At 45.8% G+C, this 21,490-nt stretch carries 20 protein-coding genes and 3 pseudogenes; 13 read left to right on the forward strand and 10 right to left on the reverse strand.

All coding sequences use genetic code 11. The annotated features are described in order from the left end of the window. Positions 1 to 2 precede the first annotated feature (2 nt). Positions 3 to 986, reverse strand: a pseudogene (locus RIE73_RS11920) (helix-turn-helix domain-containing protein). A gap of 425 nt (positions 987 to 1,411) precedes the next feature. Here RIE73_RS11920 and RIE73_RS11925 point away from each other — a divergent pair. From RIE73_RS11925 to RIE73_RS11950, 6 genes and pseudogenes are all read left to right on the forward strand, one after another. Further along, a pseudogene (locus tag RIE73_RS11925) lies at positions 1,412 to 1,713 on the forward strand (helix-turn-helix domain-containing protein). 166 nt (positions 1,714 to 1,879) lie between these two features. Continuing rightward, entirely contained in the window at positions 1,880 to 2,365 is a 486-nt protein-coding gene (locus tag RIE73_RS11930; RefSeq protein ID WP_446401375.1) for a helix-turn-helix domain-containing protein, read from the forward strand. A gap of 113 nt (positions 2,366 to 2,478) precedes the next feature. Continuing rightward, the gene (locus RIE73_RS11935; RefSeq protein WP_446401376.1) at positions 2,479 to 2,823 is read left to right on the forward strand and encodes a hypothetical protein; all 345 of its coding nucleotides are present in this window, start codon (positions 2,479 to 2,481) and stop codon (positions 2,821 to 2,823) included. An 85-nt stretch (positions 2,824 to 2,908) separates the two neighbouring features. Beyond that, positions 2,909 to 3,046 carry a hypothetical protein gene (locus RIE73_RS11940; RefSeq protein WP_446401377.1) on the forward strand — a complete coding sequence of 46 codons (138 nt, stop codon included), beginning with the start codon at positions 2,909 to 2,911 and terminating at the stop codon, positions 3,044 to 3,046. Positions 3,047 to 3,068: 22 nt separating this feature from the next. Then, the gene (locus RIE73_RS11945) at positions 3,069 to 3,500 is read left to right on the forward strand and encodes a hypothetical protein (RefSeq protein WP_446401378.1); all 432 of its coding nucleotides are present in this window, start codon (positions 3,069 to 3,071) and stop codon (positions 3,498 to 3,500) included. After that, positions 3,497 to 3,748: a hypothetical protein gene (locus tag RIE73_RS11950; RefSeq protein WP_446401379.1), complete on the forward strand. Its 252-nt coding sequence runs from the start codon at positions 3,497 to 3,499 to the stop codon at positions 3,746 to 3,748. Before RIE73_RS11945 ends, RIE73_RS11950 begins: the two co-directional genes overlap by 4 nt. Before the next feature lie 181 nt (positions 3,749 to 3,929). On the opposite strand, the gene RIE73_RS11955 is transcribed toward RIE73_RS11950, so the two are convergent. The 4 genes from RIE73_RS11955 to RIE73_RS11970 form a co-directional block, all read right to left on the reverse strand. Then, on the reverse strand, positions 3,930 to 4,811 hold the full coding sequence (locus RIE73_RS11955) for an ABC transporter permease (RefSeq protein ID WP_446401395.1): 882 nt from the start codon (positions 4,809 to 4,811) through the stop codon (positions 3,930 to 3,932). Positions 4,812 to 4,968: 157 nt separating this feature from the next. Next, positions 4,969 to 6,084: an ABC transporter substrate-binding protein gene (locus RIE73_RS11960; RefSeq protein WP_446401380.1), complete on the reverse strand. Its 1,116-nt coding sequence runs from the start codon at positions 6,082 to 6,084 to the stop codon at positions 4,969 to 4,971. Between the two features lie 124 nt (positions 6,085 to 6,208). Next, the gene (locus RIE73_RS11965; RefSeq protein WP_446401381.1) at positions 6,209 to 6,616 is read right to left on the reverse strand and encodes a hypothetical protein; all 408 of its coding nucleotides are present in this window, start codon (positions 6,614 to 6,616) and stop codon (positions 6,209 to 6,211) included. A gap of 5 nt (positions 6,617 to 6,621) precedes the next feature. Beyond that, positions 6,622 to 7,755: an ABC transporter ATP-binding protein gene (locus tag RIE73_RS11970; protein WP_446401382.1), complete on the reverse strand. Its 1,134-nt coding sequence runs from the start codon at positions 7,753 to 7,755 to the stop codon at positions 6,622 to 6,624. Between the two features lie 396 nt (positions 7,756 to 8,151). On the opposite strand from RIE73_RS11970, the gene mrdA reads away from it, so the two are divergent. Beyond that, positions 8,152 to 9,945, forward strand: coding sequence for a penicillin-binding protein 2 (gene mrdA / locus RIE73_RS11975; protein WP_446401383.1), 1,794 nt, complete (start codon positions 8,152 to 8,154; stop codon positions 9,943 to 9,945). A gap of 189 nt (positions 9,946 to 10,134) precedes the next feature. Further along, positions 10,135 to 11,106: a GAF domain-containing protein gene (locus RIE73_RS11980; protein ID WP_446401384.1), complete on the forward strand. Its 972-nt coding sequence runs from the start codon at positions 10,135 to 10,137 to the stop codon at positions 11,104 to 11,106. Positions 11,107 to 11,164: 58 nt separating this feature from the next. Here RIE73_RS11980 and RIE73_RS11985 read toward each other — a convergent pair whose 3' ends face one another. Both RIE73_RS11985 and RIE73_RS11990 read right to left on the reverse strand, forming a co-directional pair. Continuing rightward, positions 11,165 to 12,043, reverse strand: coding sequence for a universal stress protein (locus tag RIE73_RS11985; RefSeq protein ID WP_446401385.1), 879 nt, complete (start codon positions 12,041 to 12,043; stop codon positions 11,165 to 11,167). A 529-nt stretch (positions 12,044 to 12,572) separates the two neighbouring features. Beyond that, the gene (locus RIE73_RS11990; protein ID WP_446401386.1) at positions 12,573 to 12,758 is read right to left on the reverse strand and encodes an NblA/ycf18 family protein; all 186 of its coding nucleotides are present in this window, start codon (positions 12,756 to 12,758) and stop codon (positions 12,573 to 12,575) included. Positions 12,759 to 13,460: 702 nt separating this feature from the next. On the opposite strand from RIE73_RS11990, the gene RIE73_RS11995 reads away from it, so the two are divergent. The 5 genes and pseudogenes from RIE73_RS11995 (at position 13,461) to RIE73_RS12015 (ending at position 18,963) form a co-directional block, all read left to right on the forward strand. After that, on the forward strand, positions 13,461 to 14,258 hold the full coding sequence (locus RIE73_RS11995) for a PEP-CTERM sorting domain-containing protein (protein WP_446401387.1): 798 nt from the start codon (positions 13,461 to 13,463) through the stop codon (positions 14,256 to 14,258). A 203-nt stretch (positions 14,259 to 14,461) separates the two neighbouring features. Continuing rightward, positions 14,462 to 17,410 carry a DNA polymerase I gene (gene polA, locus RIE73_RS12000; RefSeq protein ID WP_446401388.1) on the forward strand — a complete coding sequence of 983 codons (2,949 nt, stop codon included), beginning with the start codon at positions 14,462 to 14,464 and terminating at the stop codon, positions 17,408 to 17,410. Positions 17,411 to 17,507: 97 nt separating this feature from the next. Next, positions 17,508 to 17,630, forward strand: a pseudogene (locus RIE73_RS12005) (ROK family protein); the annotation flags it as partial. Between the two features lie 407 nt (positions 17,631 to 18,037). Continuing rightward, entirely contained in the window at positions 18,038 to 18,238 is a 201-nt protein-coding gene (locus tag RIE73_RS12010) for a hypothetical protein (RefSeq protein ID WP_446401389.1), read from the forward strand. 101 nt (positions 18,239 to 18,339) lie between these two features. Further along, the gene (locus RIE73_RS12015) at positions 18,340 to 18,963 is read left to right on the forward strand and encodes a POTRA domain-containing protein (protein ID WP_446401390.1); all 624 of its coding nucleotides are present in this window, start codon (positions 18,340 to 18,342) and stop codon (positions 18,961 to 18,963) included. On the opposite strand, the gene RIE73_RS12020 is transcribed toward RIE73_RS12015, so the two are convergent. From RIE73_RS12020 to RIE73_RS12030, 3 genes are all read right to left on the reverse strand, one after another. Continuing rightward, complete coding sequence (locus tag RIE73_RS12020) at positions 18,912 to 19,514, reverse strand: serine/threonine protein kinase (RefSeq protein ID WP_446401391.1); 603 nt, start codon at positions 19,512 to 19,514, stop codon at positions 18,912 to 18,914. The two genes, RIE73_RS12015 and RIE73_RS12020, sit on opposite strands and share 52 nt — an antisense overlap. Positions 19,515 to 19,867: 353 nt before the next feature. Next, the gene (locus RIE73_RS12025; RefSeq protein WP_446401392.1) at positions 19,868 to 20,350 is read right to left on the reverse strand and encodes a type II toxin-antitoxin system VapC family toxin; all 483 of its coding nucleotides are present in this window, start codon (positions 20,348 to 20,350) and stop codon (positions 19,868 to 19,870) included. 1 nt (position 20,351) lies between these two features. Beyond that, positions 20,352 to 21,092 carry a hypothetical protein gene (locus tag RIE73_RS12030; protein ID WP_446401393.1) on the reverse strand — a complete coding sequence of 247 codons (741 nt, stop codon included), beginning with the start codon at positions 21,090 to 21,092 and terminating at the stop codon, positions 20,352 to 20,354. Between the last annotated feature and the right edge of the window lie 398 nt (positions 21,093 to 21,490).

Genomic DNA, 21,490 nt, shown 5'->3' on the forward strand with positions numbered 1-21,490 from the left:
TGTTATAACCCGCGAAGGCGGGTTTTGTCTGTGTAGCTGCGGTTTAAACCGCCCAGCTTGATTAATGGAGACTTAAAGTCTTCCTGAGAACCTGCGAGTTGATGTTCCCAATTCAATCGAATTAACATTTCTTCATAGCTAACACCGAAGTAGTGGGCTAAATGCACAACTTCCGCCGGATGGCTAACCCGTTTGACGCCCAGACTATGTAAACGTTCCTGCAATGCTGCGGAAGGAATCAGGAAATAGGCAGCAAATTTTTCAGCAAAACATTCCAACGGATTGGTATCTCCCTAATGACAAAGAATAGCGGGTTGGTCATGTTGATAGAGACAATGAGCCAGTCCATGAGCCAAGCTAAAAGAGAGACGAGTATCAGTATGGGCTTGGTTAATAGCAATAATATTTCCCAGTTTATGATGAGACAAAAATAGCCCAGCAATAGCATTTTGTTCGTTGCCAAAGGGAAGGATAAATATTATTAATCCTTGAGCCTCTAAGAAGCTTCGCAAATTAATTAGAGGAGCCATTCCCAAGTTGTAGTGATATCGAGCCTTTTGAGCCGCTAACACCGCCGTCTCGGTTTCAAGTAAGAGGCGATTGGCAAGCGGAGCAAAAGGTGGATGAGAAACGCCAAGAAAAGGAGTGTCAGTTTGAGTGTAGAGTTCCTCTAGAGCATAAATTTTTTCAATCAAACGGGCAATTCCCGCCTTACTGGAAGCCGAAATAGTTTCAGAATTAAGCCGTAATGCTTCTTCCCAGTCGGATTGAACGGTTTCTTCGCCAAACAGCGATCGCAGTGGCACTCCGTAAAGCCGAGATAGACGCTCCAAGGTAAGAGCATCCACCCGACGCTTCCCGCTCTCATACTGGTTTAGAGCCGCCGCCGTGACATCTATAACTTGAGCGGCTTCAGTTTGACTTATTCGAGATCGCTCACGCGCTAGCCGCAGGCGCTGACCGAGAATTTCGTAATTCATGTTCATGTGTTAAACCCCATCTGACTTTGCCAGATATTCTTGAGGCTTGGGTGCAAACAAAGAAGCCACCGCCAGAAGAACTCGATACCCTCATCCAAGGCATGGCTAACGCTCAATTTAGGTTGAACGGAGCTTTGTCGAACAACTGCGACAGCGATTATAGCGTTTCTCATCAGGATAGATAGGGGGGGGTGAGGGCGCAAGCCTTGCGCCCCTACATTCGCCTCTTATGTGAGTCGCTGATCAGGCTGGATTCGATTACTAATGGCAATTTGGCAGGATAGAGCGATCGCACACCCCAATTTTCTGGCATCCTAGAGATGATTACCTGTCCCCTAGAACAGCTTCATGCCCCTTTCCCACTGCACCAATCCAGAAATCCCACCAGTATTTCAACCCACAGACGTTGATTGGCGTAGAGGTTTTGCAGCATGAAGCCAGATAGTAAGTACCAGCCACTCCTGGAATTTCTGCAACAGAGTAATCAAGATGAAGTCATTCTCACCTTTGCAGAAATTGAGGAACTCATGAATGCCACCTTACCCGACTCAGCACACAAAAAACGGGCATGGTGGAGCAATCGCAGCAAAGGCGCACTGCGGCAGAGTTTGCCCAAAAGCTTGGTGTGTATCAGCAAACCGTTAGCCAGTGGGAAAACAGCGCTTATGAGCCGACTCTCGCTACATCGAAATATCTTATGTTAGTCGCTGATCAGGCTGGATTCGATTACTAATGACAATTTGACCGCACTCGTGCGATCGCACTCCCAAATTTTCTGGCATCCTAGAGATGATTACCTGTCCCCTAGAACAGCTTCATGCCCCTTTCCCACTGCACCAAAAAAGAAATCCCACCAGCACTCAACCCACAAACGTTGATTGGCGTAGAGGTTTTGCAGCATGAAGCCAGATAGTAAGTATCAGCCACTCTGGGCATTTCTATCTCAGAGCAATCAAGATGAAGTCATTCTCACCTTTACAGAAATTGAGGAAATTATGAATGACACCTTACCCGACTCAGCACGGAAAAAACGGGCATGGTGGAGCAATCGCAGCAAAGGCGCACTGCAAGCTTCGGCTTGGATGGAAGCTGGATATCGGGTTGAGGATGTGAATTTTGAGCAGCAACGGGTGACATTCCGCCAACCTACAGCAAAACTTAAAGTTCAGCGTGTGGGTGACACTGTGCTATGGAATGCTCAACTCATCAAAGCACTGCGTTGCCACATGGGTTTAACTCAGGCAGAGTTTGCACAAAAGCTTGGTGTACGACAGGCGACAGTTAGTCAGTGGGAAAACAGCGCTTATGAGCCGACTCTCGCTACATCTAAGTATTTAAGCCTGATTGCAGAACAGGTTGGATTTCACGTCATAGAAGAAGACTAGAACACTCAAACTAATTTCAAGGAGGGTATTTACATATTGATGCTCTACCGCATATATTGTAGATAAGCATTGACACAAAAATTCGGTAAAGCATCTATACCAACAATAAAGCCATGCAACCCATACGCCATCGCATCAACCCCAAAACCTTCGTTATCACCCTTGGGCAAATCGCCAAACTCCTAAACATCCCCCAAGAGCGCATCCTCAACTGGGAAAAATGGCATAACGTCCTCTGGGTACATATCAAAGGAATCGGCGGTTACTTCGTTAGTTATCGCCAAATTGAACAGTGGATTGCCGCTTGTCGCACGCTTATACGCTATTGTCCCAACCTCGACGCCCTCAATCGCCTCTGGCAATCAATCTGCATTGAAGCCCAACGCTATACACCAGAGGCATTATCCCGACTCTACATAATCCACCAGCAGCGATATGTCTATTTATCCAACCGCTAACAAACCTAAATGTGTCACAAGCCAGCACCAAGTTTCCGACGCTTCCTGCCGACTTGTGACTACCCCATAAACGGAGACTTTTTCCATGTTAAAACCAAACGGTTCCCCTGGTGAATTCACCTACCAGCAAGGCTATCAACAAGCGTTAGAAGATTTCGCGATCGCGAAGCGTGTGCGAAGCACGTATCGCGCCTCTGTTCACCCACCTTTCTACCTACTCTGACGCTGACTTTGATGCTTCTTGGATGAACCTCACCCCATCCGAACTCGACAGCCTCGCCGCTATCCTGATCCGAGACTTAACCGCCAACCTAAACGGAAACGCGATCGCTCTTTATCTCAATGCCCTACGTCAGGGTAACACTGATTTACTGCACAACTTCAGCTTCCGGCGATTTCTTTTCCCATCCATTCATCTACCCGCCAACTTTCCCCAGGTCAAACCGCCTCGTTTTGGAGACGGAGACAAACTGCAATGGACAAGTGATCGCCAAGATAATCTTAAATCACCAGACTGGGGGATTGCGATCGGCAGATTCTACAGTTTTGCTCCCCATCACTGTGCTTGGACATGGTGTTACCTGATTTGGCTAGACCAACGTTCCCCCAGTTCCCGGTGGACAGTGGCGGATACGGCTTGGGAAGACGATCTCGAACCTGTGGAGGAAGTCCGATGAGAAATCCCCGTCCAATCACCGAACGCGAACGAGCCTTAATTGAGCTTTACGGCTACTGTCAACTGGGCATGACGCCACAACAATTCTACGCCAAATGGCAGGTGAATCATGAAACCATCGCCTTTATCTGCGATCGTTCCATGTCTACTGTCGCAAGCTGGTTTAGAAAAGGTCGCAACTACCGCCGTCCTCAACAAGCGAGATTTGCGTCATCTCGCTTTTATAGACTTTGTGCTAGAACGTTATGAAGACATTCCGGCTGAACTTTTAGACTGGCTTTGCCCTCCTGAATCCAAGTCCTAAACCTGATCTTTTGAACCATTGCAGGGGCGGTCTGCTTTTTAAGTGTCTTTTTTGACACTCTTCCTTCTGGAAGAAGGGAGATTCTTGTGATGCTGACGTTTATGGCGAAGACAGTGCAACTCCAAACTACCGTTGCGGTTCCATATCCCCGTACTTAATCAAAAGCGCGATCGCCAGACTCACGGCAAAAATTAACACCATACTCAGCGCTGAACCAAATCCCCAGTTTTGGGTTGCGCCCAGAAATTGGTTGTAAATTAGACGGGATATGGTCATGCTGGAAGCCCCCCCTAATAACTCCGGATCAACGAAATCCCCTAAGGCGGTAATAAATACCAGAATCGAACCCGCTGCAATCCCGGAAAAGGTTTGGGGTATGGTTACCTTCCAAAACGTTTGTACCGGATTCGCCCCCAAATCCGCCGCCGCTTCCAATAAACGCTGATCCAATTTCTCTAAAGACGCATAGAGGATTAATACCATGTACGGTAAATAACTATACGCCATACCAATTAATACCGCTGAACTGGTATTTAAGAGTTCCAATGCAGGTAAACCAATCGAAGTTAAGATGCTATTGAGTACCCCGGTGGGTCGCAGAATCGTAATCCAGGCATAAGAGCGCAACAGGGAGGAGGTAAAATTAGGTAGGATAAATCCCAACAACAGTAAATTCTGCCAACGCTTCGGTGCCATCTGAGCAATCCAGTAGGCGACCGGAAACCCCAACACCAGACAAATCGCCATCGTACCCACCGCAAAAAACAGCGATCGCCCCATCACCTGTAGATTGATCGGTTCAAAGACGCGCAGATAGTTATCCAGCCCAGAGGGATTGACAATATCCCCCGGTTTAATATCAGGAACTAAGCTTAACTCAAAAATGATCAGGGTTGGTAAAACCAACAATAAAAATAGCCACAGTCCCGCCGGTCCTAATAACGCCAAGGGTTCTAACCACTGGCGTCGGGAACGGGTGGGTTCTTCGATCAATGAGGGTTCAGCCATATTATCTGTGGCTGCGGGATTGGGTAAGGAGGTGGGGGAAACTTTTTTGTCGGTAGACACGGTATAAGTATTAATTATGAATTATTGACAAATGTCAGCATTTATTAGAAAGAGACAGAGGGCAAAAGGTGGGGTCGTTTTAGGACGACAGCTATAATTAGGCGCTGGTCAATTTCGTCCAATAGCGGTCATAGACGGATTCAACCTCTCCTAACGGTTCCAGATTTTCGCACCGTTCCAGGGCTTCTTCTGGAGGAAATAGACTGGTATCATTTTTCAGGTCAGGCGGTAAGAGATTATAGGCGGCTTTATTGGGCGTGGCAAAACTGAGGCGTTCCACGATGCGTGCGGCGACATCCGGCTGCAACATAAAATTAATCCAAGCATAAGCGCCCTCGACATTGGGAGCGGTTTTGGGAATGGCTAGGGTATCAATCCAGAGAGAAGAACCACTTTCTGGAAGCACATAGCGTAAATCTTCATTTTCTGGCATGATTTCCGTGGCATCGGACGAATAACACATGGCAATCTTTAAATCTCCACTGAGAATCTGGGGACGCCAAGCATCGGACGTAAACGATGCGATCGCAGGTTTTAAGTCCATCAGGGCTTGGTAGGCGGCTTGAATGTGTTCCACGTTGGTGGAATTGTAAGAATACCCCAACTTTTTCAACGCCGCACCCATAACTTCTCGCACATCATTCACCAACGTCATCCGTTTTGCCAATTGCTGTTGATACACCCACAGATAGTCCCAATCCTCTGGCGGGGGTTGGACTTGCTGGGTATTGTAAACCAAGCCTGTAGTTCCCCAACTGACGGGAACAGAATGGCGATTCCCTGGATCATAGTCGGCTTGCTGAAACCGGGGAAACAACCGATACATCCCCTCGATGCGGGGTTGGTCGAGTTCTAGCAACATCCCCATATTAATCATCTTTTGCACCATATACTCAGAAGGGTAAATGATGCTGTAAGCGCCCCCACCACCCGCCTGTAGTCGAGCCAACATTGCTTCATTAGAATCAAACACATCCGCGATCGCTCTGATCCCGGTTTCTTGCTCAAAGCGGTCTAACAAATCTTGGTCAGTATAGCCAGCCCAAGTGTAAATGTATAACAGATTGGCATCATCTTGACTCCCCGCCGCCGGACGCACATTCGCCAGTCTCCAGCCACACCCTGATAGCGCTAGCCAGGGTAAGGTTGAAGCCGCCCCTTGTAAAAACTGACGGCGGTTTGGTCGTTTTCGGGATCTTGGCTGATTAGTCATTGGTCACATTGTTCATGGTTGATGGTTCATTGGTCATTGCTCAAACATCAATACCATCCTTTTGCCCAATCCATTGACAAAGGACAAATGACGAAGGACGAATGACAAAGGACGAATAACAACTTTAGCAATAGCGAACCGATTGTTCTAGGGGCAAAGGTTCCCCAGTTTCGGCATCGGTGTTGTGACAGGCAAACATGATATTAGGGGGGAGTTTCTCAAATTCGAGATCATTCCCCGTCCCTTGCAGAACATAGCCACGTAATTCTTTGATGGGTAACTGGGTAAATTCGTCAATATCTGGCGTAAATGAACGTAGGATCAACGAACCATGAGGTTGACATCCTCCCAGAAGTTTGGCGACAAAGAGTTCCCTGATATCCAAATCCGTTCCATACGTTACCTTATGTCCCTGACGATTCAGGTCAATGGCAAACGACTCGCCATCACTATTGAGGAACGTCGCGATCGCACTTGAGTTACAGTGCGACTCCAATTCCGCTAAAAACGACCGTACTCCTGATTGTGTCATGGTGCTTACTCCTCTAACGCAATACAATCGGTTGCTGCCCAACGGGCGTACACTGAGGTATGAGGTTCAGGTAGCTTGTTCATGGCATTATTCGGCAGCATAACCGTCAGGCGATCGCCCGATAGGAGTTCCACGACCAAGTGAACGTGAGTTCCCAGATACATGACATGTTTCAGATGACCCTCAAAACAGTTCACCGTTGAGTTCGGTGGTGAAAGGCTCAAGCGAATTTTCTCCGGACGCACGCTAACCACCATTTCCTTGGAGTTACTCACCCATTCTTGGACATCAGGGGACTGCACAACCATCTCTAAGCCGCTGGATGTGATAATTTGTAGCATAGAGGCATCGGCAGCGTGCAAACGACCCTTAAACAGATTCGTATCACCAATAAAATCCGCCACAAAGGGCGTGCGGGGGCGTTCATAGATTTCCGTGGGGTTACCCACTTGTTCGATTTTCCCCCCTTCCATCACGGCAATCCGATCAGACAGGCTCAAGGCTTCTTCTTGGTCATGAGTCACCATAATAAACGTTAACCCCAACTGCTGATGCAAGTTAGAGAGTTCCACCTGCATTTCTTTGCGAAGCTTAAAATCTAACGCACCCAAGGGTTCATCCAACAATAGAACCGTAGGACGATTCACCAAAGCGCGTGCTAAGGCGACTCGTTGTTGTTGTCCGCCAGACAGTTGAGCCGGAAATCGATTGCTATAGGTGTCCATTTTCACCTGTTTGAGGGCTTGTTTGACTCGCTCCTCAACGTCTGTCCCCTTGAGCTTTTTCAGTCGCAACCCGAAGGCGACATTTTCGGCAACGGTTAGGTGATTGAATAAAGCATAACTTTGAAATACCGTATTGACAGGTCGGCGATGAGGTGGTATTTGATTCATCGGTTGTCCTTGAATCAACACCTCACCTGCCGACGGAGACTCAAATCCTGCCACTAAGCGCAGGGTAGTCGTTTTACCGCAACCCGATGGACCGAGAATGCTGAAAAATTCTCCCCGTCGGATCTTCAGGTCAATGCCCCGAACCGCTGTCTCGCCATTGAAAACCTTGAAAACCTTGCGGAGTTCAACATCAAGTTCAGCCGTAGTATCCGGAGCGCGTTGGTCTTTAACGGAAGGTTGAGACATAATAATTCATTCACTAGCGCAAAGTCGCCCTAATTTAATCAATGAAACCCGATCCAATGTGAATTCGTTAATCCTTATTTTTTATACTTGGGTCTATTTTATCTGTCTACTAATTCTGCGGAGTGGCTTCCCAGAATTAACTCGCTGAATGTTTCTCCCCGTCCAGACGTAGCTGGTTACATCGGGAACAGGGTTCGCCGACTCCATGAACCTGCATGCCATTGGTCAGACCGGGGCGTCGGAGTGCATCTGCCTCTGGATGCGCTATTATTTCACCTTATGCGATGGGGTTCACCCCCTCAATTCTGGAGAGATCAGCCACTCCTGTGAAAAAAGCGTCACAATCAACACTAGACTAAGTACAAATTACTGAAGAGAGTTGAGAAGCTGTTTACTATGACCGTGATTCAGCCCTATTCCGGAGGTCGCCAAACAACACCCCGTACCGTTGGACGAAATTACCAATCGGTCATTGTCATGCTGATTGTCAGTCTGTTCCTTGTCGGAGCCATGGGGTCTCGTCTGGCGTACTTACAGTTGGTTCAGGGAGAACGTAACCGACAACTGGCTGAAAATAACCGGATTCGGTTAGTACCAAAGCAGCCCGTGCGGGGCAATATTTTCGACCGCAAGGGCAAGGTGCTAGCCAGCTCTCGCTTATCTCATTCGGTGTTCTTGTGGCCCGTGGCACAGAAAAAAGCTGAATGGCCCCAAACCCGTCAACGTCTATCCCAACTGTTAGATATTCCCGAAGATGAGATTCAACAACGGGTCGAACGGGCTGGCTTTGATTCACCCTCGCTGATCCGCATTGAACGGGGGCTTTCACCTGCCCAAATCACCGCTCTACAGGAGTATAGCCATCAACTCGATGGCATCGAGGTGGATATTGAAGCCGTTAGGGACTATCCCCATGGGGATTTAGCCGCTCACGTTTTGGGATATACCGGGGAACTGAATGATCGAGAACTCGCACAACGTCGCGCCGAAGGGTATCGCATGGGCGATGTGGCGGGGAAGATGGGGGTTGAAGAAGCCTTTGAACCCACCCTGCGAGGAGAATGGGGGGGTCAGCAAGTGGAGGTTGATGGTGCAGGTCAAGTGCTGCGGATTCTAGGTGAGAAGGAGGCAAAATCGGGTAAAGATATTCAAATTACCCTGGATTTAAAGACCCAAAAAGCCGCCGAAGCCGCATTGGGTAATCAAAAGGGTGCGATTGTTGCTCTTGATCCCAGAAATGGAGCGGTTTTAGCCATGGTTAGCCGTCCCACATTCGATCCCAATATTTTCTCCAGCCGGATTACCCCAGATATGTGGAAGCAATTGCAAGGGAAAGGAAATCCCTTTGTAAATCGGGCGATGCGCGGATTTCCCCCGGCGAGTACGTTTAAGGTGGTGACCCAAACAGCAGGTATGGAATCGGGGAAATTTGGACCGGGTACCGTATTGCCCACTTTTGCCGCTCTAAATGTTGGGGGTACCGCCTTTGGCGAATGGAACCGTGCCGGTTTTGGTCCATTGGGATACCAGCAAGCGATGGCGTGGAGTAGTAATACGTTTCATGGTCAAATTGGCAAGGGGGTAGGTGGACCGACGCTGATTAAATGGGCAAGGAACTATGGATTTGGTCAACCCACGGGCATTGAGTTGTCTGAAGAAGCGGCGGGTTTGATTGCCGATGATACTTGGAAGCGGGAGCGCTTTAACTGGGAATGGACGGTTGGGGATACCGTCAATATGTCCATTGGTCAGGGATTTACCCAAGCCACACCCCTCCAAGTCGCCGTCATGTTTGCGGTGCCGGCGAATGGTGGCTATCGAGTGAAACCCCATTTACGTAAGGAGAATGAGGCGTTAAGCGATTGGCGGGTGTCAATGGAGATGAAGCCTTCAACCATAGAAACACTGCGTAAGGGATTACGAGCCGTGGTGGCTGGTGGTACGGGACAAGTGTTAAATGTGCCTCATCTGCCGCCGATAGCGGGAAAGAGTGGCACAGCAGAAGCGCCACCGGGCAAGCCTCACGCTTGGTTTGGGGCATTTGCTCCCTTCGATAAACCTGAGATTGTCGTGGTCGCTTTTGCTGAACATTCCGGTGGCGGTGGCGGTTCCGTAGCAGCACCAATGGTTAAGCAGGTGTTGGAAGCTTACTTTGATGCCAAGTCTCCGGATGAGGCAAAGCAAAAGTAGGCAGAGCTGGGGGAGCGGTGTAGAGACGTAGCATGCTACGTCTGGGAGCTGGGGAAGCTGTGAGTTAACTCAAAACTCTAGTACTAAGACAAATATCGTATTCAGATTACGTCACTTGGCTGATGCGAGCTTCGGGAAAGTTATTGTACGATTACAATAGATTTCCGCTACTCCTGTATGATGATGTCGATGTCAAAAACATTGAGTGTGCATCCTAAATATATCCAAGCTGTCGAACAAGCTTGGAGATATAAGAGTAACGGACAAGAGCAAGAGCTAGCGGAACAGCTAGGTCGCTCGCTACCTATTGTAATTAATAATCTTTTTCTCAAAGGTCAGCCAGTTAATCGGCTGAACTTTCTGCAAATTTGCCAGCTATTAGGACTGGATTGGCGAGAAGTGGCTGACTTGGAGGAACAAGACTCATCACTCACGTCGGTATCTTCTGTCGCCCTCAATTCAGTTGAAAATCAAATTAATTCCTGTTTCTCTGTTGAAAAAGACACGGTAGATAAAGCATTACAGGATTTGGTACGTACTCTTTGTGACATGTTGGGTCGTATCACTCGTAAAGCTGGAGACTTGCTGAGTGCCGATCGCGCTAGTATCTTTTTAATTGATCAGCACAAGAAGGAAGTGGGTTCTTTAATCGCTGAGGATGGAAAAGGGGGGTCTTTAATCATTGATATCCCGATGAACAAGGGAATTGTCGGTTTGGCTGCCCACTCGTCCAACATGATCAATATTCCCTTTGATGTCTACGATGACCCCCGTTCCGAGCAAGCCAAGAAAACGGATCAAAAAACAGGCTACCGTACTTATACAATCTTGGCGTGGCCCCTGTTGAATCGCCAAAAAGAGGTGGTTGCCGTTGCTCAATTTATCAACAAGCTTAAACCGCATTCCAATCCTCACGAAGACTTATCTCAGCGCATTGACAAAAAAGGGTTTACCTCGGAAGATGAATTCGTTTTTGCCAAATTTGCCCCATCTATTATGGGAATTTTAGGCAAATGTCAGGTTTGTCATCAACTGGCGCATAAGCTGCAAGCCAAACAACAAATTACCCGAGGGGGTGTTGTCTTGAGAGAAGAAGAGTTGATTGCTGAACTCCGGCAGCGAGAGCAACAGCTCCGGCAAGGCTTTGCTAAGTTAGTCTAGCTAGTCACAAATTGTATCATCCCCACCGTGTAGACAGATGGGGATTTGTCGAATTTGGTTAACTCGGTGGTGGAAAGAAGAGAACGGGATGCCAACTACGCCGCATCAACTCCCCAGCAAAGCTACGCACAGGTAATTCAATAATACTGCCGATGGTTTCCGAGGAAACGGCGATCGCGCTGATGTCAAACACTGTCGCTGCATCTAAAACTTCCAAATAAGGATTACCGATGCGGACTTCTGTCTGAACCTGCAAACCCAACCCTTCTAAGTCAGCTTTAATCTGCTTGAGCTTTTCCTGGGCAACTTGGACTTGTTGCTCTTGGGATACAGGTTTCCGTCGCCACTCTTCAATCACCCAGATTAACAAGCACTCACAGAGCGAGTGATCCGGGCGTTTTTGGGCATAAGCCTTTACCTTTTGCAACAGATACTCCGACGCCTTACCGCCGTTATAAGGAATCAGAAAGTAGCGGAATAGATGTTGACAGCGCAGAGCGAGTTCTTCACAGGTATATGTCGAAACCAGTTGGGGACGCAGAATCATCAGGGGAGTGGTATAGTTCCTGGCTAATCCGGCTGTTGTGCTACCAAACAGCTTTTCTTGTAAAAAATTGCGACTTTCCATCCCCGTGAAAATCACATCGACGTCGTAGTTTTTGGCAACTTTGGGAATCGTATCCAAAGGACGCCCGGAGAGAACTTCGATGTGAACCTCTACATCCTCTGGTATATTTTTCAATCCAGCTTGCAGGCGATCGCGAGCCTGGACAATTCCTTGCTCATCAATCCGGGGAATTTCCCCTTCCTCCCATAATGGTACGCTATGGAGAAAGATAATCGTTTGGATGCCATTCGCCGCTAAACTGGGTACAAACTCGACCAACCGATACAAACCGTCGGCAAAATTGGTGCAAATTAAGCAACGCTGAAACATAAGATAGGAAGAATATTTTTTTATCACAAAACCCAGTGTCAAAGCAGGTTTGGCATTGGGTAGCTTACGGATTCAAGCTTACCGCTTGGCGGATCTCTATAGTAAATGTGTGCTTTTTTTCAGAGAAAACACCAGGAAAAGAGCATTCTTGCTTAATTTTACTGAATCTTGGTTGAGCTAGTCGTTTTAGCCTCTTCGATGCACTCCCTTCTCACTCGTGTGGCGTTTTGGGTTTCAGAGAGTGAAGTATCCCAGCCAACCCATCTAATAATTAATCCGAGGTTGCTCGTACACCTGTAGAAATCCCAGGAAGCAGGACACTCTTCGATAGTCCTTAACCTGCCTAACTGTTAATTCGTCGAATTCCTAGAACAGGACTGACTCTCTAGTGTATGACTTTGTCTGACTTATTGTGTTTCCACTGACGCTGTATAAAAGTTGACGCCCCAGCATCCCCAGCTCCTTTCCTGTGCAGGAACCGAGCAAGAGACGGAGGTCGCCCACTACACAGGGACCACTGCTCGTACTTTTAACTGGGTTCTAACCCCCATTCATGCTTGAGAAACTCTTTATACATATTCTCACGCATGATCATTTGCTCGTAGAGCTTCACCAGAAAGTCTTGAGCCTGTTCCCGGCTCATTTTCTGTACCTGGGTTTCAAACGAGCGGATATTAAATTGTTGCTCTAGGGAAAGTTGAATGGGTTGGGACATGGTTATCTCCTCGAATGTTAGAAACAGGACATTCAGATGACACAAGCCGCCATTTGGCAAAGGCTAGGGTCTGTGAACGGGTCAAGCGTTCCCAAGCTATATTACAAATCGTAACAATTGTTTGACAAATTGCCCATACCTCCAAATGAAGATTTCTGTTGCATCCAAAGATGGAGAACTGTTCGGAAAAGTTTCCGCTCTTGGATTGAGGCAGTTTTATCAGCTTGTTCCTAGAGCAAACTGCTCAAGCTGAACAGTTGCTTGAGTATATTTACCGAACATCAGCAAACTGTGACATTCTGGTTAGACCAAGTTTAAACGGCTCTAATGCTTGCCGCTTGGATGTTTGAGTATTTGTTATCTCAGATATAAGTATCGTTTAACATAAGCAATTTCCAGTTAGTGATTTAGAGCATCCTCGTTTTTAGCGGGGTGTATCTCAGGTCACAAACAATCACTGTAGAGGTTCATCACTCACGGTGAGTTTTTACTCATCGGTGTCTTTCTTCATAAAAGCTTTATATAAAAGGGAAAATTGATGAAGAGTTGATGTAAATTGCCCTCTTAAGGGAAAAAGCCTCTTATGGCATTCTAAGATGTAGTCATGAGAGAAAAATCTATTGGCTCCAAGAGTATCAGTTAATTGACTCAAGCCTAACTCTCTCTAGTCAAGATAAAGTTCTCCGGAAAGGATCTACTACTATGAAATTACCAATTATTTCTAGCCTAAGTATCGCTGCTGCTACAGCTACCACACTAGCCAGTTTAGGCGCTCCTGCATCCGCTATTACTCTAGGCGTTGACGTCATCGATAACAGCCCTTTTATGAATGGTATCGGTCCAATGCCTATTCCCCATGCTACACAAACATTTGAGGGTGATGGTAAAACTTACGAATTTAGCGTCGTGGTTCCAGAAGGGCTAGGTTCTAGAGGTAAGACTTACTCAGACTTCGGTTTCCTGTCTGGCGTCAATCCTGATGGCTCTGGAGGTACGTTCGTTTCACTGTTTACAGAAGGCTTGCGTGCATACGACCCTGGCTCCGGCAATGACAATGATTGGTTGGGAACCTGTGCTATCAGTATCAGTGAAGACTGTACTGTGAAATATACCTTTGAAGACGGGGTAAACTACCAATTAGGACTGTTAGACCGTGGCTTTGGCGGTGGGGCAAGTAACTTCTCTGGCTTCGCGGTCACTCAGAAAGATAGTTACACGTTTAATGTAGAAACCGATCAGAACTATCCTTCCCTTCTAACTGAGGATTATGTAGAGAGTAATCCTGACAAGTTCTTGACTGTAGTAGAACAAGGCGCTTACTTCCTGGGTATGGAAGATGGCATGTTCAAGAAAGATTCTGAAAACTACTACTATGACTACCAAGATTGGGTAGTGAAGGTAACACACGAGTCAGTTCCTGAACCCGGTACAGTTGGAGCATTACTTGGTTTAGGTGTGATTGGTTTCATCAGCCGTCGTCGCCAAGCCGTTAAACGGTAATTGCTGGCTATTTGAAAAAAGTATAACCTAACCCGATACTGAAAGTAGTTGGATGGAAATACCAACTGCTTTTTGTTTGATGGTTTCTCAACAACACCACATTCTGATAGGCAGACGTAACTCGGTGGCATTCTGCCACACTGACCTGATCCCAAGTTGCAGTTGGATGTGGGGCTTCTTGTCGGATTAGCTAAAATGAGGCTATGTCTCAATCAACGCCTGTGCCTAACTCCTCTCCTTCTGCTGACCCCACAACAGCAGCAAAACCTCTATTTATTCTGGTTGACGGTCATTCTCTGGCTTTCCGTTCTTATTACGCCTTCATTAAAGGAGGTGGATTGCGAACCAAGACAGGGATACCCACCAGCGTGTGTTTTGGCTTTCTCAAATCCTTGTTAGAGGTGATCAGTTCCCAGCAGCCTCAGGCGATGGCGGTGGCGTTTGACCTGGAATTGCCCACGTTTCGCCACGAAGCAGATGATACCTATAAAGCCGATAGACCGGAAACACCGGAAGACTTTATCCCGGATTTGCAGAATCTGAAGGAATTGCTGACGGCGTTGAATTTACCCGTATTGGCGGTTCCAGGCTACGAGGCTGATGATGTGTTAGCCACCTTGGCACATCGGGCGATCGATAAAGGGTATCAGGTGAAAATTTTAACGGGCGATCGCGACCTGTTTCAACTCATTGATCCGCAAAAGCCGATTACCGTTCTCTATCTAAGCCAAAAGGCTTTGAAAAGCGGTAATTCCACAGGACTGGCAGAATTTAGCACCCAAGAAGTAAAAAATAAACTGGGGATTACACCCGAACAGGTGGTGGATTACAAAGCCCTCTGTGGCGATAAATCCGATAACATTCCGGGAGTGAGGGGAATTGGCGAAAAAACGGCGGTTAAGTTACTGAATGATTTTGGTTCCCTGGAAGGCATTTATGCATCCCTGGATCAGGTTAAAGGTGCGGTGAAAACTAAGCTGGAAACCGGACAACAGGATGCCGAACATTCTAAGTACCTAGCACAATTGGTATATGATGCGCCGGTGGACGTGGAGTTAGAGAATAGCAAGTTAGAGGGCTTTGATACTTCTGTCCTCAAACCCCTGTTACAAAACTTGGAGTTCGACTCTTTCTTAAAGAAAATTGATCAACTCCAGCAGCGTTTTGGTGGAAACGTGGTGGAAGAGAAAGGGAGAGCATCAGAACCATCCGTTACCGATAGTAGTCCAGATCTGTCGTTTTGGACAGCCGAGGAAACAGAAGACTACCAGAAACAAACAGTAGCCAGTTGTCCGATTCAACCTAGACTTATTGACACCAAAGATAAGTTAGATCAGCTGGTTAAAAGTCTGGAAAACTGCACAAATGCAGAAACGCCAGTGGCTTGGGATACGGAAACCAGCGCTTTAAAGCCACGGAATGCCGAACTGGTGGGTATTGGCTGCTGTTGGGGAATCGAACCAGCAGACGTTGCTTATATCCCCATCGCCCATAACCAGGGTGACAATTTAGATCAACAGACCGTTCTAGACGCACTGCGTCCTATTTTAGAGAGCGATCGCTATCCGAAAGTGCTACAAAATGTAAAGTTTGATCGCCTGGTGTTCCAGACTCAGGGGATTAAACTGGCAGGGGTAGTCATGGATACCATGCTAGCCAGTTATGTCCTTAATCCCGATAATAGTCATAATCTTAATAGCATAACGGAACGCTACTTCCCCCAAATTCAGCTAAAAAGCTACAAAGACTTAAAGATTCCTAAAGGCAAAACCATTGCCGCATTAAATAGCCAAACCGTGGCAGAATACTGCGGGATGCAAGTCTATGCCACGTTTCAACTGGTTCCTAAACTGCGGGAAGAACTCAAGGCAATTCCCGCCCTAGAAACGCTGTTGCTGGAAGTTGAGCAACCGTTAGAACCGGTGTTAACCCAGATGGAATATCAGGGGATTCGCATTGATACGGATTATCTGAAAGACCTCTCCGACTCTCTGGAAAAGAAACTGGTCGAAATTGAGCAGAAGGCGTACCAAGAAGCCGGAACAGACTTTAATTTAGGCTCTCCCAAACAGTTAAGTGAGTTACTGTTTGAAAAACTGAATCTCGACCGCCGCAAGTCGCGCAAAATGAAAACCGGGTATTCAACGGATCATGCCACATTGGAAAAGTTGCAAGGGGATCATCCGGTGATTGATGCTATTCTGGAACACCGTACCCTCTCTAAATTAAAATCTACTTATGTTGATGCGTTGCCGAAGCTGGTTCATGCAGATACCCAGCGCGTGCATACGGATTTTAACCAAACCATAACCAGTACGGGACGTTTATCGTCATCGAATCCGAATTTGCAGAATATTCCGATTCGGACGGCGTTTAGTCGGCAAATTCGTAAAGCATTTGTACCAGAACCCGGTTGGTTGTTGGTATCCGCAGACTATTCCCAAATTGAGTTACGGATTTTGGCACATCTGAGTCAAGAACCTGTGCTGGTGGAAACCTACCGGAATAATCAGGATGTTCACGCCGTAACCGCTCAATTATTATTTGAAAAAGAAACCGTAACGCCAGAGGAACGGCGATTAGGAAAAACAATTAACTTTGGCGTGATTTACGGTATGGGACCCCAGCGATTTGCCAGGGAAGCGGGGGTATCAGCGGCGGAAGGAAAGGCGTTTATTGAGCGATTGAAACAGCGCTATGGGCGAGTTTTCGGGTATTTAGAGCAGAAGAAGCGGGAGGCGATCGCCAACGGTTATGTGGAGACGATTTTAGGACGTCGTCGTTACTTTGAGTTCAATAGCAACCGACTGCGTAATGCTAAAGGTAAGGATTCCCAAGGGATTAATTTGGATGAATTTAAGGGAATTGGTCAATATGACGCGGGGTTACTCCGAGCCGCCGCCAATGCGCCGATTCAAGGCTCTAGTGCGGATATTATCAAAATTGCCATGGTAAAAATGCATGAGGTATTACAGAATTACCAAGCGCGATTGTTATTGCAAGTCCATGATGAATTAGTCTTTGAAGTTCCACCGAATGAATGGGAGGAATTGCAAGGAAAAATTCCAGAGACGATGGAATCAGCGGTTGAGTTGGCTGTACCATTGGTGGTGGATGTGAGTCAGGGCAACAATTGGATGGAAGCCAAGTAAAAATAAGACAAAATCTATTTCACATTCAGCCGATTGCGGATCAGTGTTTCCGTCATCTGAGCAAGCTGATCTAACTTCTGTTTATTCTCCTGCGCCCTACGACTATCTTTATATTGGGGGTGGGGAAGCAAAAAAAATCACCTTCGAGTTACCGCCCAATGTCAAAATTGTCCCCAATATCAACGGATTATTAGGCGGAATTGCCTTATGGCGAGATTAATTTTTCCTATTCCTAATTGTTTACCCATGTAGGGGCGGGTTTATGGACTTTCATTGTGCTATTGATAATAACATTTGTTCAAACCCGCCCTTTTTCAATTGTCGTGACTAATTGTTTACCCATGTAGGGGCGGGTTTATGGATTTTCATTGCGGTATTGATAATAGCGTTGCTTCAAAACCCGCCCTTTTTCAATTGTCGTGACTAATTAGCATTCAGCCGAGAACTAAAGTTCTGGCTAAAAGCTTAAACCCGTTAAAACGGGTTGAAAGACTTACCCAGTCAGCTCGATTCTTACTTGAACTTTTAGCAAGAAATTTATTTTGTGGCTTCCTTAGGTTAACTGAGACCTAATGCTGACCGCTTGAGAATAGTAGTAAAATGGCAATTCATTAAATTTTAGCCTATATGTTATCTAATCCCAATCCCGAACGTCCTAGTTTTGGACTAATTGCCAATGGCAGTAGTTTTCGCTTTCTCAAATTGGGACAGAATCCCTTGCCTCAATATACAATGTCGAGAATTTTTGATATGTTTAACCCAGGTCATGATTTATATGATGTGTTAAGAATATTGAAACGCTTGAAGATGCTAGCGATAGACGATTAATTTTCAGCCGTAATAACCTCATTGAACTAATGATAGATCGACATAAAGCAAAGGTTGTTTGGAGTATGTTGCCACTGTTTCCCCTCATGGGCGCAGTTGGTATGGTCTTTAGTTACACTCTACCCACTGTAGCGGCTGAAGAATTAAAAGTAATACTTCAACCAAAACTCTCCCCGATAGAGACACCCGAACATCTGCTGCTTGAGCAACCTTTAACCCCACAAACTCTAAGCTCTAATCCACAGGAGCAGAATCCGACAAGCACATCTGAGCCAAGCTTTTCACAATTGGCACAAAGAGATATCATACCTAATCCCCGATTTGATCAACCCGGATGGATTATTCAAGAAATAGAAGTCAAAGAAGCACCTCCGATTCAAACGCCAGACTCAACGGAAATTCAGGTTGCGGATATTCGAGTCACAGGAAGTACTATTTTTGATGAAACTGAATTAAATCCCATTATTCAACCCTTAGCAGGAAGCCGAACTACCATTGAAGAACTCAGTTCGGTTGCTGATGCTATTTCCCAACTGTATATAGAGCAAGGTTTTATTACCTCCAGAGCTGTTATTCTTGAAGAGTCTTTATCCACGGAAGTAGTAGAAATTCGCGTAATTGAAGGGAGAGTGGAAGCCATTCTGGTTGAAGGTACACAACGGTTAGATGAGAGTTATGTCCGTTCGCGAGTACAACTAGGGGCTGGAACGGCTTGTCGAGAATAGAGTTCTAGGGGAGCAAAACCTTCAGCAATTTCTTCGGTACGAGTCACAGTCAAATCGTGGTCAAATTCCCGTGCTAATCCAAAATCAATCAGCACCGCTTCAGCTTTGCCAGCCCGTACCATAATGTTTTGTGGCTGAATATCTCGATGCAGCAAGCCATTCTCATGAACGACAATCAAAGCATCACTAATTTGCTGGATATAACGTAGGGCTTCCTCTTCAGGCAAAATAGGCTGGGCGCGGCTATCTAAATCCACCCCGTCAATATACTCCATGGCAATACACCACACCCCATTTTCTTGGAAGGGTTCCTCCGCCTTGACAATATGGGGATGTTTGCACTTAGCCAGTTTGACGGCTTCTTGCACAAACACTTGCTGTAATCGGTCAAAGTCAGGTCGATTAAGGGATTCATCGTTCGGTGTTTTAATCACAACCGCCTCACCATCTTTATCCCTGGCAAGGTAGGTGAGACCAAACCGCCCATGCCCTAACACTTTCTGAATCGTATATTTGCCGCCGTGCAACTGCTGTCCGGGTGTCCACACCATTGCTCAAAACGCTCAACTCCTGTTGAGTTAATTTTGACACACTCATCCAGCAGTGAAACGTTAACCCAAATCCCTCACTCCCCAATTTTTCGGGCAATCTCCGCCAAATCTAACAGTTGTAGCCGTCTACCCCTATACGTTTGGTGGGCATTGCATATCCTACAGGGTAAGATTTCAGGAGTATCCCGTGTCGCAATGCCCACCCTACCACTTATCCTTCTATTTAACTGCGAGTTTATATCTACAAAATATACGATTCAGGAAGTGATACATACGATTCAGGAAGTGATACAAGTTATACCAATACCTCTCGATAACCAACTTTCTTTATTTAGAGATGAAAATTTAGGTAGTTAAATTTTAATATTAATCCATTCCATAGCATATTCTTTAGCAAATATCTTAAGATGACGAATATTTTTTGTAGCTATATAGACAGCTTGACCAGGATAGGCTTCGCTTAATATACTCCATTGAGCTGAAATAATCATATCTGCATCAATATTTTTATCATCTGATGTAGGTATATGATTTTGCCGTGCATCAGCCCAAAAATAGGCAGCTTTTTGCATTATATTCGTATCAAGCGGGAGAAAGTCAATCAACTCTGTGTCTCTGAAGTCATTTAAACGTTTTATTCCCTCACTTTTTATCCGGATTAACTCTCGCCTAACCTCATAATCAGAAATTTCTGAAGCTAATATAAATACACCTTTAGATAAAAGAGAATAGAACCATTCTGTACATTGATATATTTCATTTTCCTTTGCTTCTGACATATCCTGAATCGGACTAACAAGTAATGCAAGCACTCCGGAGTCTAATAAAACTTTCACCTTATGAATTACGTTGATTGCGTTTACGTTCAATCTCTTCCATTCTGGCTTTTGCCCAAGCCATTGCTGCTTGATTTTTTTCTATTTGTTCTTCGGTATTACGCCCTAAATGTTTTAAATAGGGCAATAAATACTGTTGCTTTTTGCTGATTTCTCTTGCCTGTTCCAGTAGCAATTTTGCAGTAGCTTCAAGTTGTGTAGTACGCTTTGATTCTCGCAGTTCTATTGCCCTATTTACAGCTTTGGGTATCAATAAGAAAGAATCTTTGTATTTTTTAAATAAATTTTCTTGGCTGAAAATAGAAGGAAAAAGTAATTTTAATCTAATCAGTAAACCTGTCCACCCTTGCAACTTAGAGGCAGCTTCACAAAAATAATTAGCTCTATCAATAAAAAATTGACGGTTTTCTGGTGAAAATAAATCCCAGCAAGCTTCTATCCCTATAGAAATATTTTCTAGCTTGTCTACAAATTTATCTAGATCTGTAGGAAGACCATTTTTAAACTCAATAGATGTATTAACGGCTTCCAAATATTTTTGTGTTCCCGTAACCATCTGATTTAGGGTATCGTGAACACTTTGACCTTTAAGGGCAGCGACTTCTCGAAAAAATTCAGATATCTCATCCTGTAAAGAATTAGAAGTTAAACGGCTTTCCAAAATTTGCTTAATACTACTCATATCAAGCGCCGCTTCCTTCAAGTTTTCCTTTTCCAGTTCAGAGCTAATTTCGTTAAGCATTTTTCTGCCTCATTGACCCAAGCTATATTGACTATTTTATCTATAGAATTACTTAAACTTCTTTAACATAGTTATATTAACACCTCGGCGGTAGGGATGAGATAAGGTTGAATAAGATTAAACTTTTGTAACAAAGCCTTGACCCTGGAGCATCCATCCTTCAATGTGCTAAAATAATCCAAATTAAATCTCAAAATCTTAGCGCCACTCAAAGCTGTTAGCGCAGCTCTGAGCGGCTAACCCCCAAACTGCAATACCCAGTCTGGAAGCTAGAAGAAATAGTAACACTCCTCTAGCCACTCCGACTTCTTATGGCAACTTGTGCGGGGTGGCTAAGACTTTGGGTCAATTGATTTAGGGTTGAGGATTTGGGCATTTTTCCGGCAAAACAGCCGATA

Source organism: Coleofasciculus sp. C1-SOL-03 (genome assembly GCF_040220555.1).
In the GTDB taxonomy this organism is placed as follows: Bacteria; Cyanobacteriota; Cyanobacteriia; order Cyanobacteriales; family Coleofasciculaceae; genus Coleofasciculus.

Coding starts and splice junctions, on each gene's coding strand:
- RIE73_RS11950 (WP_446401379.1), top strand. CDS start 3,497: ATGAGAAATCCCCGTCCAATCACCGAACGCGAACGAGCCTTAATTGAG.
- RIE73_RS11945 (WP_446401378.1), top strand. CDS start 3,069: ATGAACCTCACCCCATCCGAACTCGACAGCCTCGCCGCTATCCTGATC.
- RIE73_RS11985 (WP_446401385.1), bottom strand. CDS start 12,043: ATGTTTCAGCGTTGCTTAATTTGCACCAATTTTGCCGACGGTTTGTAT.
- RIE73_RS11980 (WP_446401384.1), top strand. CDS start 10,135: ATGTCAAAAACATTGAGTGTGCATCCTAAATATATCCAAGCTGTCGAA.
- RIE73_RS11935 (WP_446401376.1), top strand. CDS start 2,479: ATGCAACCCATACGCCATCGCATCAACCCCAAAACCTTCGTTATCACC.
- RIE73_RS11940 (WP_446401377.1), top strand. CDS start 2,909: ATGTTAAAACCAAACGGTTCCCCTGGTGAATTCACCTACCAGCAAGGC.
- RIE73_RS12030 (WP_446401393.1), bottom strand. CDS start 21,092: ATGCTTAACGAAATTAGCTCTGAACTGGAAAAGGAAAACTTGAAGGAA.
- mrdA (WP_446401383.1), top strand. CDS start 8,152: ATGACCGTGATTCAGCCCTATTCCGGAGGTCGCCAAACAACACCCCGT.
- RIE73_RS11955 (WP_446401395.1), bottom strand. CDS start 4,811: ATGGCTGAACCCTCATTGATCGAAGAACCCACCCGTTCCCGACGCCAG.
- RIE73_RS11965 (WP_446401381.1), bottom strand. CDS start 6,616: ATGACACAATCAGGAGTACGGTCGTTTTTAGCGGAATTGGAGTCGCAC.
- RIE73_RS11990 (WP_446401386.1), bottom strand. CDS start 12,758: ATGTCCCAACCCATTCAACTTTCCCTAGAGCAACAATTTAATATCCGC.
- polA (WP_446401388.1), top strand. CDS start 14,462: ATGTCTCAATCAACGCCTGTGCCTAACTCCTCTCCTTCTGCTGACCCC.
- RIE73_RS12015 (WP_446401390.1), top strand. CDS start 18,340: ATGGTCTTTAGTTACACTCTACCCACTGTAGCGGCTGAAGAATTAAAA.
- RIE73_RS11960 (WP_446401380.1), bottom strand. CDS start 6,084: ATGACTAATCAGCCAAGATCCCGAAAACGACCAAACCGCCGTCAGTTT.
- RIE73_RS11970 (WP_446401382.1), bottom strand. CDS start 7,755: ATGTCTCAACCTTCCGTTAAAGACCAACGCGCTCCGGATACTACGGCT.
- RIE73_RS11995 (WP_446401387.1), top strand. CDS start 13,461: ATGAAATTACCAATTATTTCTAGCCTAAGTATCGCTGCTGCTACAGCT.
- RIE73_RS11930 (WP_446401375.1), top strand. CDS start 1,880: ATGAAGCCAGATAGTAAGTATCAGCCACTCTGGGCATTTCTATCTCAG.
- RIE73_RS12020 (WP_446401391.1), bottom strand. CDS start 19,514: ATGGTGTGGACACCCGGACAGCAGTTGCACGGCGGCAAATATACGATT.
- RIE73_RS12010 (WP_446401389.1), top strand. CDS start 18,038: ATGTTATCTAATCCCAATCCCGAACGTCCTAGTTTTGGACTAATTGCC.